Here is a 15,219-nt window from a genome sequence, read left to right as displayed (position 1 = left end):
ACGGGCGGTGGCGGGTACCCGGCGGGCGTGATGACACTGGACGGGCGCGTGATCTACCAGGTCGATCCGGCAACGTTCTCCGGCCCCGGAGCTGATGCCGGCCTGGACGGCGTACGGCGGCGTCTGGAGCACGTCCGCGCGGTCGGGGCGGACACGCTGTGGCTGCAGCCGTTCTACGTCTCGCCGTACCGCGACGCCGGGTACGACATCGTCGATCACCACGGCGTGTCGCAGCGGTTCGGGACGATGGCGGACTTCGACGACCTGGTCGAGCGGTGTCATCAGCTGGACCTGCGGGTCGTGGTCGGACTCGTCGTCCAGCACACCTCGACCGACCACCCCTGGTTCCGGTCCGCGCGGGACGACCCGGCGTCGCCGTACCGCGACTTCTACGTCTGGGCCGCCGAGCCGCACGACGACGAAGTCGTGAAGAAGCCGGTGTTCCAAGGTGTCGAGGACTCGATCTGGGCGTACGACGACCACGCCGGAAGGTACTACCGGCACGCGTTCTACCGGCACCAGCCGGACCTCGACGTGGGCCATCCGCGGATCCGCGAGGCGATCGCGGGCATCGTCCGGCACTGGCTGGACCACGGCGTCGACGGGTTCCGGGTGGACGCCGTGCCGCACATGGTCCGGCAGGCCGCGGTCACGGACAGCCGTGACGACGGCTTCTGGTTCCTGTCCGAGCTCGCGGATGCGGCCGACGGCGCGCCGCTGCTGGGCGAGGTCGACGAAGGCCCGTCGACGTACCCGGAGTACTTCGGGAACGGAGACCGCTTGACCGGGATCCTGGACTTCTGGACCAACAACCTGCTCTTCCTCGCGCTCGCCCGCAGCTCCGCGGAACCGCTGGTGCGGGCTCTCCGCGCCCAGCCGACCTCACCGGAGGGCTGCACGTACCTGAACTGGCTACGGAACCACGACGAGCTCAACCTGTCGCTGCTGTCGGACTCCGAGCGCGACGAGGTGATGGCGGCGTTCGCGCCGGACGAGACCATGCGCGCCTTCGGCCGAGGCATCCGCCGCCGGCTCGCGCCGATGCTCGGCGACGACGTACGCCGGGTCGCGATGGCACATGCGATCGTGCAGTCGCTGCCCGGTGTGCCGATCGTGCGGTACGGCGAGGAGATAGGCATGGGCGATGACCTCTCCCTGCCCGGGCGGGAAGCGGTCCGTACGCCGATGGAGTGGTCGAAGGTCGAGGAGCAGGACCTCCGGCCGGGCTCGCTGCTCAGCCGGGTGTCCCAACTCGTCCATCGCCGCCGCGGGCTGGGGCCACTGCGACCGGGGCACTGCGACGCGCTCTCCTTCGGCGCCGATGCGGTCCTGGGTTTGCTCCACCACCGCGCGGACGGCCCTGTACTGATGATGATCAACCTGTCCGACGACCAGGTGTGTCTGGAACTCGAGTACGACGTTCGCGCCGACCTGCTCGCGGATCGCGAGTACGAGCCGGCCGGCTCCGGTGTGGTGCTCGGTGGTTACGGTTATCGCTGGTTGCGGGTGAGGTAGACGCTCGCGGCGGCTGCGCCGGCGGCGAGCGCTCCGATCATGCCTCGGTGCCGCGAGGCCCAGACCTGGTAGCTCCGGCCGGTGGAGCGGTCGTCGAAGGCTCCGTGGGCTCCGTAGTCGCGGTCGTCGTCGGCGGGCTGCCAGAGGTTGGCGGCCTTCTCGGCGGGCGCGTCGGCTTGCTGGGACTTGTACCCGGTCCGGGCCAGGTAGCGGTCGAGGAGCCCGGCAGCGAACTTGTTCGTGACGATGGTGGCTGCGGTCGGGGCTCCGACCCAGTACTCGCGCCGCCCTGGATGGTCCGCGGCGTACACGACGGCGTCCGCGGCGACCTCGGGCTGGTAGATCGGCGGCACCGGTTGCGGATGTTTGGGCAGGCGCGAGAGCACCCACGAGAACTGCGGCGTGTTCACGGCCGGCATCTGCACCATCGTCACCCGCACGCTCGACTTGTCGTGCATGAGTTCGCATCGCAGCGAGTCGTGGAAGCCTTGGATCGCGTGCTTCGCGCCGCAGTAGGCCGATTGCAGCGGGATCCCGCGGTAGGCGAGCGCCGATCCGACCTGGACGATCGTGCCGTGGTCGCGCGGCTTCATCCTGCGTAGCGCGGCGCGGGTGCCGTACACGTAGCCGAGATAGGTCACGTCCGTGGTCCGCTGGAACTCCGCCGGCTCGATCTCGAGGAACGGCGCGAAGACCGAACTGAAGGCGACGTTCACCCAGACGTCGATCGGCCCGAGCTGCTTCTCGACCCGGCCGGCCGCGAGCTCCACCTCCTCGTGGTCGGCGACATCGACCTCGATCGGCAGCGCCGTACCGCCGGCTTTCTCGACGTCCTGGACTGCTGCCGCGAGCCCGGTCCCGCCGCGCGCCAGTAGCGCGATCTTCGCCCTGCGGCGGGCGAACGCGACCGCGCTCGCCCGTCCGATCCCGCCGCTCGCCCCGGTCACCACGACGACCTGTTCCACGTGAATCTCCTTCTACTTGGCAGCCTGTTTCTCGAAGATGTCGGTGATCTCCTCGACCGACAGTTCCTTCGTCTCGGGCAGGTACGCGACCACGAACGCCACCGCGATCGCGGACAGCACGGCGAACAGGACCATCAGCCAGGCCAGCCCGAAGCCGTTCAGCAACGTCGGCACCAGCAGGATCAGCGCGAAGTTCGCGATCCAGTCGGCCGAGGCGGCGATGGCTGCCGCTCGGCCGCGGACGGCGGTCGGGAAGTACTCGCCCTGGATCAGCCAGCCGGTGCCACCGACCCCGATCGCGAACGCCGCGATGAAGATGTCGAGGGCAACGAGGATCAGTACGACCCGGGTGATGCCGTCGGTCAGGGCGACGCCGATCCCGCCGAGCAGCATCGCGGCGGCCATCACGGCGTACCCGCTGATGGCCAGTTTGCGGCGGCCGATCTTGTCGACGAATTTGAAGGCGAAGTACGTCGCGATCACATTCACCGCGCTCATCACGGCTGTGACGGCGACCGCGGCGATGGCGGCCTTGACCTCGTCGTCACCGGTCTTCAGGTACGGCGCCATCAGCTTCGGACCGTAGTAGAAGGTGAGGTTGATACCGGTGATCTGCTGGAAGACGAAGAACACCGAGACGACGACCAGCGCGCGTTTCACTCCACGAGACCACAGTTGTCTGCCCTTGCCTGCCGTGCGTTCCTGCTCGTCGACAACTTGTGCGCTGCGCTCGATCTGCTCGGCGCTCACGTCGACGCCCAGCTTGCCGAGCGCCGCGCGGGTGTCGTCGTACCGTCCTTGCCGCATCAACCAGCGAGGCGACTCGGGCATCCGGGTCCGCAGTACCAGTGCGAAGACGGCGGGTACCGCGCCCAGCCCCAGTAGCAGGCGCCAGTCGAAACTCTGGGCGTGCTGGGGGAGCGGGATCAGGACCGCGAGGGCGATCAGGTAGGAGACCAGGATGCCGACCGTGATCATCCATTGCTGCAGGATGCCGAGCGCTCCGCGACGTGCCTTCGGCGCGTACTCGGCGATGTACGCCGTCGCGATCGCCGAATCGGCCCCGATCGCGAGCCCGATCAGCGTCCGGGCGAACAGCAGGACCCACGCGTCCCAGGCGAACGCCGACAGCAGTGCGCCGAGCGCGTAGATGGCGGCGTCGACGATCAGCAGTGACTTGCGTCCGAGCCGGTCGGACGTCGGGCCGGCGGCCAGCGCCCCGACCGCGGCGCCGATCGATGCGCCGGCGACCAGATAGCCGAGCGCGAGGGAGCCGAGATCCCAGGGCAGGAAGTTCACGACTGAGCCGATATTGGCAGTGTCGTACCCGAACAGGAACCCGCCGACGGTCGCGAGCAGTGTCAGCGACCAGTAGAACGACGTCGGTACACGAGTGTCGAGATGACTCAGCACATCAGTGGCCGACTGCTGCGACGCCATGAGGAAGCGCCTCCTTCGGACGAACCGGTTTCGCCTTTCAGGTGACCACTGCGGCCGGCCCGAAACCCGTTTTGCTCCGATCTGTGCGGGGTACCGGCCGGGCCGTCGCGCTGGGGAGGTGACAGGTGGCTGTGCAGGTGGAGACGGATGGCCCTCGCACGCCTGGATGGTTTCCGGGCATGCTCGAGTCGGCCGTCGACGGAGAGGTGCGGTTCGACGCAGGTTCGTTGGCCGCGTACTCGTGTGATTCCTCGAACTACCGCCAGATCCCGCTCGGGGTCGTGGTTCCGCGGACCGTCGAAGCGGCCGTAGCCGCGGTGGAAGTGTGCCGGCGGGCCGACCTACCGGTGCTGTCGCGTGGCGGTGGGACGAGCCTGGCCGGGCAGACCACCAACGCGGCGGTCGTCATCGACTGGACGAAGTACTGCAATGGCCTGATAGCGGTCGACGCAGCGGCCAGGACCTGCGTGGTCGAGCCTGGGATGGCGCTGGACGATCTGAATCGCGCGCTGGCCGCGGACGGGCTGATGTTCGGGCCGAGGCCGTCGACGCATCAGAGCTGCACGATCGGCGGGATGGTCGGGAACAACTCGTGTGGTGCCAGCGCACAGGCGTACGGGAAGACCGTCGACAATGTCCGGCGGCTCGAGGTGCTGACGTACGACGGGCTCCGGATGTGGGTCGGGCCAACGTCGGCCGCAGACCTGGAACAGATTGCTGCGGGCAATGACCGGCGGGCGGAGATCTACCGCGGGCTCGCCGGTCTGCGAGATCGCTACCTGGGTGACATCCGCACCGGCTACCCGAAGATCCCGCGCCGTGTGTCCGGCTACAACCTTGACTCGCTGCTGCCGGAGAACGGTTTCGACGTCGCGAAGGCACTGGTCGGCAGCGAGGGCACGCTGGTCACGGTGCTGCACGCGGAGCTCGAGCTCGTCAGGGTCCCGAAGTACCAGACGATGGTGGTGCTTGGTTACCCCAGTCTGGAGGACGCGGGCCGCGCGGTACCCAGGATCCTGCCGCATCAGCCGTGGCAACTCGAAGGGCTGGACGAGGTGCTGATCAGCCTGGAGCACGAGCAGCACACGGTCGACACGGCGATCGAGGGGCTGCCGGAGGGACGAGGTTGGCTGACCGTGCAGTTCGCCGGCGACACGTTCGAGGAAGCGGATCGAGCCGCGCGTGGACTGATGGACGACCTTCGCGACAGCGAGGTCAAGATCAAATATCTCGACGATCCGACCCGCGAACAGCAGCTGATCGAGTTGCGGGAGGCCGGTCTGGGTGCGACTGCGCACCCGGCCGCGAAGCATGAGAACTGGGAAGGTTGGGAAGACTCCGCAGTACATCCTGATGATCTCGGTGACTACCTCCACGATCTACGCGAGCTCCTGGACAAGTTCGGGTATGACGAGACCGAGACGTCGCTGTACGGCCATTTCGGCCAGGGTTGTGTGCACACCCGGATTCCGTTCGAGTTGCGCACGGCGGACGGGATCGCGCACTACCGCGAGTTCGTGCAGCACGCCGCCCAGCTGGTGACGAGTTACGGCGGGTCGCTGTCCGGGGAGCACGGGGACGGGCAGTCGCGCGGCGAGCTGCTGACGATGATGTTCGGCGCGGAGCTGGTCGGCGCGCTCGGTGAGTTCAAGGCGGTCTTCGATCCCGGGAACCGGATGAATCCGGGCAAGATCGTCGACCCGAACCCGCTCGACTCGCACCTGAGGCTGGGCACCGGGTTCGCCCATCCGCCGCTGCGCACCGAGTTCGGCTATCCCGCCGACGACGGCAAGTTCAGTAAGGCGACGATGCGCTGTGTGGGAATCGGCAAGTGCCGCCAGTCCTCGTCGGACGACGGCGCGGTGATGTGTCCGTCGTACCTGGTCACCCGGGAAGAGGAGCACTCGCCGCGAGGGCGGTCCCGGCTGTTGTTCGAGATGGTGCGGGGCGAAGTGATCCCCGACGGCTGGCGGTCGAACGAGGTGCGTGACGCGCTGGATCTGTGCCTGGCGTGCAAGGGCTGCAAGGTGGACTGCCCGGTCGGGGTGGACGTCGCCACGTACAAGGCCGAGTTCCTGTCGCATCACTACCGGCACCGGCTGCGTCCGATGGCGCACTACTCGATGGGTTGGCTGCCGGTCTGGGCGCAGCTGGCACGGCGGGTGCCGCGCGGGGTGAACGCGGTGACCCATACTCCTGTCCTGTCGCAAGTGTTGAAGCGAGCAGGCGGGATCGCGGCCGAGCGTGAGCTCCCGCGGTTCGCCGAAGAGCCCTTCACGGACTGGTTCGCACAGCGGCCGGAACATCCGGGGAAGCAGGTCGTGCTGTGGCCGGACACCTTCACGAACTTCTTCCATCCGTCGATCGGACGTGCCGCGGTCGAGGTGCTCGAGGCGGCGGGCTTCGAGGTCACCGTTCCGGATCGTCCGGTGTGCTGCGGACTGACCTGGATCTCGACCGGGCAGCTCGGCGTGGCGAAGCGGGTGCTGCGCCGGACCGTCGACGTACTGCGGGATTCGATCCGGGCCGGGGTGCCGGTCGTCGGGCTCGAGCCGTCCTGCAGCGCAGTGTTCCGCTCGGACGCGCCGGAGCTGCTGAACGACGACGAGGACGTGCGGCGACTCTCGAAGCAGTTCGTCACGTTCGCGGAGTTGCTCGAGGACTGGCAACCACCGCGGCTCGACGTGCATGCGATGGTGCAGACGCACTGCCATCAGCACGCGGTCCTGACGTCCGACGCCGAGCTGATGCAGCGCGCCGGAATCGACCGTGAGCAGCTCGATTCCGGTTGTTGCGGGCTGGCCGGGAACTTCGGCTTCGAACGCGCCCACTACGACGTCTCGATCGCGGCCGGCGAACGCGTCCTGCTGCCGAAGGTGCGCGGCGCCGCCGCGGACACCGTGATCGTTGCCGACGGGTTCAGTTGCCGGACCCAGATCGAGCAAGCCACCGACCGGCGAGCCGTACATCTCGCCGAACTCTTGGCCGCAGGCCTTCAGGAGGATTGATATGAGCACGACGACAGTTGGCGACTACGTACTCGGGCGACTCCGCGAGTGGGGCGTCGACCACGTCTTCGGGTACGCCGGTGACGGCATCAACGGACTGTTGTCGGCGTGGGAGAAGGCGGACAACGAGCCGAAGTTCGTGCAGGCCCGGCACGAGGAGATGGCAGCGTTCGAGGCGGTCGGGTATGCCAAGTTCACCGGGCGGGTCGGGGTGTGCGCGGCGACCAGCGGACCGGGTGCGATCCATCTGCTGAACGGGTTGTACGACGCGAAACTCGACCACGTTCCCGTCGTGGCGATCGTCGGGCAGACGGCGCGGAGCGCGATGGGCGGCAGCTATCAGCAGGAGGTCGACCTGCACACTCTGTACAAGGACGTCGCCTCGGACTACTGCGAGACGGTAATGGTGCCGGAGCAGCTGCCGAATGTGCTCGACCGGGCGATGCGGATCGCGGCGTCGCGTCGTACTGTCACGGCGCTGATCATCCCGTCGGACCTGCAGGAGCTCGAGTACACGGAGCCGGCGCACGCGTTCAAGATGGTGCCGTCAAGCCTGGATCTGACGTGGTCCGCGCCGGTCCCGGCGGCCGACGACATCCAGCGGGCCGCCGAGATCCTGAATGCGGGGGAGAAGGTCGCGATCCTCGTCGGTCAAGGTGCACGCGGCGCGGTCGACGAGGTCACACAACTCGCGCAGCTCACGGGCGCCGGCGTGGCGAAAGCTCTGCTGGGCAAGGACGTACTGCCGGACGAACTGCCGTGGGTCACCGGGTCGATCGGGCTGCTGGGCACGAGGCCGTCGTACGAAATGATGATGGACTGCGACACGTTGCTGGTGGTCGGATCGAACTTCCCGTACTCGCAGTTCCTGCCGGCCTTCGGCCAGGCGCGGGCGATCCAGATCGACGTGGATCCGACGATGATCGGGATGCGGTATCCGTTCGAGGTGAACCTGGTCGGCGACGCGTCGCGGACCCTGCACGAGTTACTGGCTTTGGTCCGGCCGAAGAACGAACGGTCGTGGCTGGAAGGCATCGAGGCGAACGTGCGACGCTGGTGGGAGGTCATGGAGCGGCGCGCACACACGTCGGCGGATCCGATCAACCCCGAATTGGTGTTCCACGAGTTGTCGCCGCGGCTGCCCGACGATGCGATCGTCGCCGCGGACTCGGGTTCGGCGGCGAACTGGTATGCGCGGCACATCCGGTTCCGGGGTGACATGCGGGGCTCGCTGTCGGGCACGCTGGCGACGATGGGGCCTGGGGTGCCGTACGTGATCGGCGCGAAGTTCGGGTTGCCGGACCGGCCCGGATACGCGCTGGTGGGCGACGGTGCGATGCAGATGAACGGAATGAACGAGCTGATCACGATCGCGAAGTACTGGCGGGAGTGGGCGGATCCGCGGCTGGTGGTCGCGGTTCTGCACAACAATGACCTGAACCAGGTGACGTGGGAGCTGCGGGCGATGGGAGGCTCGCCCCAGTTCCTGCCCTCTCAGCAGCTGCCGGACTTCCCGTACGCCGGGTACGCGCGGCTCCTCGGTCTACACGGTGTGACCGCGGAGAAGCCCGAGGAGGTCGCCCCGGCGTGGGACGAGGCAATGCGCGCCGACCGGCCATGTGTGGTCGAGTTCCGTACCGATCCCGCCGTACCGCCGATCCCGCCGCACGCGACCTGGGACCAGCTGGAGAAGGCGCTGGAGTCGATCGTCCGTGGCGACAGTGATCGCGTCAGCATGGTCAAGGAAGGCGTGAAGTCCAAGGTCCAGGAGTTCTTGCCGGGCAAGTCATGACGATCAGTGCCGTCGAGGCGTCTGCCTTCACGATCCCGATAGATGCGCCGGAGGCCGACGGGACGTTCGCCTGGGACAGCACTACGCTGGTCCTGGTCGAGGTGTCGGCCGACGGCCGCATGGGGACGGGCTGGACCTACGGTTCGCCGGCTTGTTCAGCCGTCGTCACAAACGATCTGGCCGAAGAGGTGATCGGTCGGGACGCGATGGACGTCGGCGGCTGCTGGACGGCGATGCGGGAGGCTCTGCGAAACATCGGGCGCCCCGGTGTGGCCGGGATGGCCCTGTCGGCGGTGGACTGCGCGCTGTGGGATCTGAAGGCACGCCTGCTGGAAATGCCCCTGCACCGATTGCTGGGAGCGGTGCGGTACGGCGTACCGGTGTACGGGAGCGGCGGTTTCACGACGTACGACGAGCGACAGTTGGCGGACCAGCTGTCCGGATGGGTCGGGCAGGGGATCCCGCGGGTCAAGATCAAGATCGGCGAGAGCGGCGGCACGGCCGAGGACCGGGATCTGCAGCGGGTCGCGCAGGCGCGGAAGATGATCGGCGATGCTGAGCTGTTCGTCGACGCGAACGGCGCATACAGCGTCGGCCAAGCGCGGCGGCTCGCGTCCTGCCTGTCGCGGTACGACGTGACCTGGTTCGAGGAGCCGGTGTCGTCGGACGACCTGGTCGGGCTACGCGCTGTCCGCGAGCAGACGAGCATCGACGTGACGGCAGGCGAGTACGGGTACGACCTGGTGTACTTCGAACGCATGTGCGCCGCCGGCGCGGTCGACTGCCTCCAGGTAGACGTGACCCGCTGCGGAGGCATCAGCGAACTCCTCCGTGTCGCCGCGGTCGCTGAGGCCCACGGTCTGCAGGTGTCCGGCCACTGCGCCCCGGGTCTCCACCTGGCGCCGCTGGCTGCGATCCCGAACCTCCGCCACCTCGAGTGGTTCCACGACCACGTCCGCATCGAGTCCATGCTGTTCGACGGTCTACCTATTCCCGCGGACGGCTCCGCCACCCCATCACTTGCCCCCGGCAACGGCCTCACCTTGCGACCAGCAGCCGCAGCCGGCTACCGCGTCGCCTGATCCAGGAACTTCCGCCAGAAGGCCGTGCGGATGGTGGCGTGGTTGAAGGTCGTGGGCATCGGGCCGGCGATTTTCGTGCGGGTCGCTGGGTCGACGTCCAGGGCGTAGCGGACGGCAACGTGGCTGACCGCGGAACGGGATGATCGGCCAGGGGCCTGTCGGCTCGACCGTCGAGCCAGATGGCTGGCTCCAAGCGGTTCGCGAAATCGAGGGCTTCGTCATCGCGGTGGAAGACGGAGTTGACGATCGCGAACTCGGTTCCCTCGGGGCGATCCGGTCATGCCAGCCGGTGGCGGTGCGCGACGCACGCAGTACGACGAGGGTTGTCGGCCAGAGGCGCAGCGCCAGGAGGGCGGAGGCGTCCGGATGACCAGCCTCCATGACGATCGGCGCGAGCTCTGCCGGACGGGTCGCGAGGACGGCGAACAGGCGCCAGAGCGCGATCCCGGCGGCATCGAAGGCGAACAGCCAATGCCGCACCTGGCCGGCTGGATCGAGCGGGCCGTCGCGGTGTTCGAGCGCGCTGACCAGCGACCCGGACTCGGCCTTGGCGACGTACGCGGCGATGACATCGAGGAAACGTTCGCGGACCCGTCCCGGTGCGGGTGGAACTCGGCCCAGTTAGCGTCTGCGCGGAGCAGGTCGAGGTCGGCGGTCAGATCGGTATCGTCGCCGGCGGAGTCGCCCAGGACGATACGCCGTACGACGCGAGACCAGACCGCACGAAACTCTTCCCAGCCGAGCGTCCCGGTCAGGGTGTCCAGCTCGTCGCGAACGACCTCGAGCATCTGGTGCCCGTGTCGATGGACCGGCTCGTGGGCGCCGAGAGCGTGTTCGTTGAGCTCGCGCCGCTCGGTGCGCAGCGGCGGATCGGTCACGAGCACCGCGTGGGGCTGGAAGTGCCGCAGCGCACCGGCCCTGTCGGTGGTTGCCGCGGCAAAGGGCTCGGGTGTCTCGGCGAGCAGGCGACGTACGTCGTCGGCGGCGAGCACGAGCCCGATCGTCCGGCCGGGGAATCGGGGGCAGCAAAGGACTATCGCCGTACCTGTTGCGGAACCTGCGCACCAGACGCAGCGCGCGGCCGTCGGCGCGAAACCCGCTCCGCGAGCACACCGACCGCGGGTCGGCGGAGCCTGGCGCCTCGCGCGACCAGCGGCAGGAAGATGTCACCCACGGCGCGCCCGGTGTCGAGCGGCGAAGCTGTCGGCAACTCGAGTGGCATGTCCTTCGGATGTCCGCGCATGCGCCACTCAAACACGCGTGAATGTGTGCGGCGCGGTACCGGATCGTGCTGCTGGCCGTGCTGACGGGAACAACCGCGGTGGCCGGCCGGTGGCGGCGCTCGCTCGGCGCTCAAGGTCAGCTCGGCGGGAGATGGCTGACCGGGAGGCGAACTCGAGACCTGACTTGCGACACAAGATCTCTGCGGAACAGGATGTCCAGACGACGGCGCCGGGCAACGACGACAACCTCCCGGCTCCTCGTCGCGGTGATCAGAGCCGCTAGTGCGTCGGCCGGTGGCTGGCTGACGACGACACCGCTCACCTTTGCTCCCAGCGACCTTAGCTGGGCCACACTGTCTCGCATCAGTAGCTCCGCCTGTTCACTCGAAGCTCTGTGTTGCGTCGTGGACGGGCTGAGCGCGCGAACGAGGCTGAACCTCACCGGGACATTCCTGGAGCGATACATCTGGACCAGCCGGCGCGCGGAATCGTCGGACATCACTTGCTCGACCAGTACCGCGATATCGAATCTGCCCCCAGCAGATTGCATCTCTCGGTTTCCTCCGTCCACACATCGTCCCGGGTGTCTGTTCTACCCCGCGGCCGGTCCCGGCCGCCGCCGAAGTACGAAGTCGTCAAGAGAACTCAAAGAAGATCGCCGCCGGGGCGGCCGGTTTCGTGCAGGCTGTCGCCAGGAACGGACCGCCGACGGTCCTGTCGGCGACGCGCGATTGCAGTATGCAATGCTTGCAGCGGACAAGTTGTGGAGGTGTGATGGCCGACCCGATGATGCCCCCGCTGAGCTGGGGAGCTTTTCTCGGCAGTTGGCGACTGGCACCGGGATGGTTTGCGGTCGCTGCTGTGCTCGCGGTCGGGTATGTCGTCCTGCGGGCCTGCGGCCGTGGTGGATCGACGGTCCACCTATGGCGAGGGGCGTCGTTCGTTCTGGGCTGCGGGCTCATGTGGGTGTGCGTGGCGTCCGGGATCGACCGGTACTCGATGGCCGTCTTCTGGATGCACATGGTGCTCCACCTGCTGCTCATCATGGTCGTCCCGGCGTTACTGGTCCTCGGGCATCCGATCACCGTCGTACTCGAGTCCCTTCCTGCCACGCGTCAGCCGGCTGCGCGGCGCCTGGCGGCCTCGCGGCCGGTCGGCTACCTCGCCCATGCCGCGACCGGGCTTGTCGCCTACGCGGTCGTGATCTTCGGGACCCACCTGACCGGGTTCATGGACCAGATGGTGCTGCATCCCTGGCTGATGACAGCTGAGCAGGCCCTGTATGTCGTCAGCGGATTCCTGTTGCTCCTCCCTCTTCTCGGTGAGGAACCGATCCGTCCTGGTCAGGGTTACCTGGTGCGGTTCATGCTGTTTCTGATCGCCATGATCCCCGACACTCTGGTGGGTATCGTGCTGCTTCAAGCCACCCGTGACCCGTTCCCGATCATGGCGCACCACCACCCACCGTGGGCCCCGGCGGCCCTGACGGACGTTCACACCGCCGGCGGGCTGATGTGGGCCGGGGGCGACGGGCTGATGATGTTCCTGGCCGTCGGACTGATGATCAGCGTCGTAACCTCGCCGAGCAAGCGCGAACGGATGACCGGTGCGTGGCTGGACGGCGTCCGCCGTTCTGTCATCGCGACCGAGGTCGGCGCCGATCCGGAGCATCCGCTCGATCCCGACAGTGACGAGGCGTACGACGCCTACAATGCCATGCTCCAGCGACTCGCGGCCGGTCGTCGCAACGAACCGGGCCGCTGAAGCGCTCGATGGTGGACGCCGGTAGGCGGCCACCTGGCAACGACCGCCGACCGGCATCACACGACCCGAGCCTTGCGCCTGTTCACGGCCCGGCCTGGGACCGACCGTAGCCGGGGAGACAGTCGGTCTCCACCCGAAGCACGCGAGTACCGGGCGACGTCAACAAATCGCAATGTAGTCGTCAAGGCCTCGTCCAGAACGGTCAGGCTCACTTCCTGTTCACGGCGATGTGCACAGCTACGGCGAAGACCGTCGCGATCGAGATGATCGACATTGTCAGGGTTGCATGATTCATCGTGTGTCCGTCCGGAGATCGGTCGCAGCTGAGAGCGCGGACGCCAAGGTCAGATCCAGCGCCCGGATTCGGTGTGCAGGTCGATGGCGGCCACCGACAGGAGGATCCGTTCGTCATCCGCTGCAGCGATCTGCCCGGCACGAACGTGACAGTCGTTGTCCATCAGGCCGACGCCGGTGACCGTGATGAGGCCGTAGGCCGAACTGCAGTTTCACGATTCATCGGTCGACGAGGTGGACGAAGGGAAGATCGACCCTGGAACGCACCTGCGATGCGAGGTCTCGGTGCAGGAAGGTTGCCAGTCGATGCTGTCCGGTTACGACCACGACCTCCTCGCTCCGGGTCCTGGCGATGAGCTCGAGCAGCGCGTCGACCGGCTGCTGGTCCGAGACGGCTCCGGTGACAGGCGCCTGCAACGCCTCCATCCTCTCGACGCTCTTCTGCATCAGGCGCTCCGCCTCCTCACGTGAGCCGTCGGCGCGAGTCGATGCGTCGCCGAGAGGTCTGACGATGTGGTAGCGCAGTGGTGTGTTCTTCATCTGGTAGAGCTCGATCATCCGTCTCGCGGAAGTGCCGCTCAGTTCGTTCTCCACCAGTACCGCTACGTCGAACCAGCCGGCGGTCTCGTCGGGCTGAATCATGGTCGGTCTCCTCTCGCCGTCGTGAACCCGGCTTCCAGACCTACCCGCTGTCTCGTCGGCACCGAAGACCCCCCGACCACTCGTCAACAGAACTCAAACCCGCGGCAATCACCTGGTCACACGGAGCCCTGGTTCAGGTGCACCAGGTCTCTGGCAGTGGATGTTTCGGAGGGTCGGCGTGGCCCCGCGTATCCGGGCACCACGCTCGTCGAGTTAGTTCGTGGAGAGCCCAGGCTTTGTGGCTCGCGCGATGAAGTATGGACCGAACGGCGTGAGCTGGACGAGTGGTCTGGCTACTGTCAGACCGCAGCTCCGAAGTGCGGCCGTCGCACTCGCCAGAGGCTCGGAGCGACCCGGTCTGCGCGGCGCCGGGTCGGCGAACAGGTCTGCGATGCACAACTGGCCGCGCGAGGCGAGTACCCGGGTCATCTCCTGAACCGCCCCATCGAGATCGTGGAAGTGGCGTGCTGTGGAGCTGCACGTGACGGCCGTGAAGGTGCCGTCGTCGAAGGGCAGGCGGTGAGCGTCGGCGATCGCGAGCCGTGCCCGGTGATCCAGTTGGCGGGCACGCTCCACCATCGCCGGGCAGGCGTCGACCCCGACAGCCCACCCGACGGTACGGCTGGCCTGGTGCACGAGCGCGCCGGTACCGCAACCGACATCGAGGAACCGGTCCGCTGCCGTCAGCCGCATCGAGAGCAGCGCCTGCCGACTGAGCCGGACGAGGAGCTGTGACAAGGCGTCATCCCCGTAGGTCGGCGCCCATTCCGTGAAGCGGTGCTTGACCGTGTGCATCTCGTGGCCGATTGTCTGTCGACGCTCAGTTGGTGGGAGAAAATATTGCACACCGCAACTCACGGCGCCAGATCGCCGGCCCGCCGTGTCATGAGATCGTCAAGAATCCGTCCAGCCGATCTCAACACGGGATTGGCAAAGGTGGTGCGGGTGATGCACAACCTGAGGACCTGCAGGATCCCGCTGTCGGTGGTCTCTGCCTACTATCAGCGGAACCTGGACGTGCGGCGGGGTCCCACGCGACCGGTCGCGTGGGACAGGGAAGTATTCATCGGGATCGGGGACACCGGGATCGTCGAGGTCTGGCTGATGGAGTCGGCGGCACACGTCGCTTACCTCGAGCCCCGCAGCGGAACCGGGCTCCTGGTGATGCCGCCGCGGGACACGGACATCTCGGCAGAGGAAGGGTTCACCGGCATTCCCTGGCCGGCAGAGTGGAGTGACTGTCCAGGTGCGGGGATGTCCTTACAGAGTGCCGATCTCGTCCGACTCCTTGATCGCCTCGCGACAAGTGGCTGGACGTTGCTCGAAGATCGGCGCGGCGATGCTGAGGTTGCCGGACAAGCCGCCGGCGGCGGTCCCGCGGTGTGCCTGTTCGCCGTACGCACGTCGTTCGAACATCTCGTCCTGGAAGATCTGCACCAGGCATTGACGGCCCTGCACGCGGCAGCCGATCTGCGGCACGTGCGGCATTGAGCT

Annotated in this window: 11 protein-coding genes; 7 read left to right on the top strand and 4 right to left on the bottom strand. The window is 67.4% G+C overall.

Translation table 11 applies throughout. The annotated features are described in order from the left end of the window. Nucleotides 1–30: 30 nt before the first annotated feature. Nucleotides 31–1,515, top strand: a complete 1,485-nt coding sequence (locus ABT313_RS00735) for an alpha-amylase family glycosyl hydrolase (protein WP_350849818.1) — start codon at nucleotides 31–33, stop codon at nucleotides 1,513–1,515. On the opposite strand, the gene ABT313_RS00730 is transcribed toward ABT313_RS00735, so the two are convergent. Both ABT313_RS00730 and ABT313_RS00725 read right to left on the bottom strand, forming a co-directional pair. Beyond that, entirely contained in the window at nucleotides 1,491–2,480 is a 990-nt protein-coding gene (locus ABT313_RS00730) for an SDR family oxidoreductase (protein ID WP_350847184.1), read from the bottom strand. The genes ABT313_RS00735 and ABT313_RS00730 overlap by 25 nt on opposite strands. Before the next feature lie 12 nt (nucleotides 2,481–2,492). Beyond that, nucleotides 2,493–3,920 carry a sugar porter family MFS transporter gene (locus ABT313_RS00725; RefSeq protein ID WP_350847182.1) on the bottom strand — a complete coding sequence of 476 codons (1,428 nt, stop codon included), beginning with the start codon at nucleotides 3,918–3,920 and terminating at the stop codon, nucleotides 2,493–2,495. Between the two features lie 179 nt (nucleotides 3,921–4,099). Between ABT313_RS00725 and ABT313_RS00720 the strand changes: the two genes are divergently transcribed. The 5 genes from ABT313_RS00720 to ABT313_RS00700 all read left to right on the top strand — a co-directional run bounded on the left by ABT313_RS00720 (nucleotide 4,100) and on the right by ABT313_RS00700 (nucleotide 12,789). Next, entirely contained in the window at nucleotides 4,100–6,928 is a 2,829-nt protein-coding gene (locus ABT313_RS00720) for an FAD-binding and (Fe-S)-binding domain-containing protein (protein ID WP_350847181.1), read from the top strand. Between the two features lies 1 nt (nucleotide 6,929). Further along, nucleotides 6,930–8,720, top strand: a complete 1,791-nt coding sequence (locus ABT313_RS00715; protein ID WP_350847179.1) for a thiamine pyrophosphate-requiring protein — start codon at nucleotides 6,930–6,932, stop codon at nucleotides 8,718–8,720. Next, entirely contained in the window at nucleotides 8,717–9,802 is a 1,086-nt protein-coding gene (locus ABT313_RS00710) for an enolase C-terminal domain-like protein (protein WP_350847177.1), read from the top strand. The genes ABT313_RS00715 and ABT313_RS00710 overlap by 4 nt, the downstream gene beginning before the upstream one ends. Before the next feature lie 599 nt (nucleotides 9,803–10,401). Next, a complete protein-coding gene (locus ABT313_RS00705; protein ID WP_350847175.1) occupies nucleotides 10,402–11,109 on the top strand; it encodes a hypothetical protein in 708 nt (235 codons plus the stop codon). Between the two features lie 690 nt (nucleotides 11,110–11,799). Next, complete coding sequence (locus tag ABT313_RS00700) at nucleotides 11,800–12,789, top strand: cytochrome c oxidase assembly protein (RefSeq protein ID WP_350847173.1); 990 nt, start codon at nucleotides 11,800–11,802, stop codon at nucleotides 12,787–12,789. A gap of 513 nt (nucleotides 12,790–13,302) precedes the next feature. Here ABT313_RS00700 and ABT313_RS00695 read toward each other — a convergent pair. Both ABT313_RS00695 and ABT313_RS00690 read right to left on the bottom strand, forming a co-directional pair. After that, nucleotides 13,303–13,725, bottom strand: a complete 423-nt coding sequence (locus ABT313_RS00695; RefSeq protein WP_350847171.1) for a hypothetical protein — start codon at nucleotides 13,723–13,725, stop codon at nucleotides 13,303–13,305. Nucleotides 13,726–13,938: 213 nt separating this feature from the next. Next, complete coding sequence (locus ABT313_RS00690; protein ID WP_350847169.1) at nucleotides 13,939–14,520, bottom strand: class I SAM-dependent methyltransferase; 582 nt, start codon at nucleotides 14,518–14,520, stop codon at nucleotides 13,939–13,941. Here ABT313_RS00690 and ABT313_RS00685 point away from each other — a divergent pair. Continuing rightward, the gene (locus tag ABT313_RS00685) at nucleotides 14,503–15,216 is read left to right on the top strand and encodes a hypothetical protein (RefSeq protein WP_350847167.1); all 714 of its coding nucleotides are present in this window, start codon (nucleotides 14,503–14,505) and stop codon (nucleotides 15,214–15,216) included. The two genes, ABT313_RS00690 and ABT313_RS00685, sit on opposite strands and share 18 nt — an antisense overlap. Nucleotides 15,217–15,219: the final 3 nt, after the last annotated feature.

The sequence above is a fragment of the Kribbella sp. NPDC000426 genome (assembly GCF_040300265.1).
Lineage (GTDB): Bacteria > Actinomycetota > Actinomycetes > Propionibacteriales > Kribbellaceae > Kribbella.
Note: the sequence above shows the minus strand (reverse complement) of the source record. Positions and strands in the feature narration are given on the sequence as shown.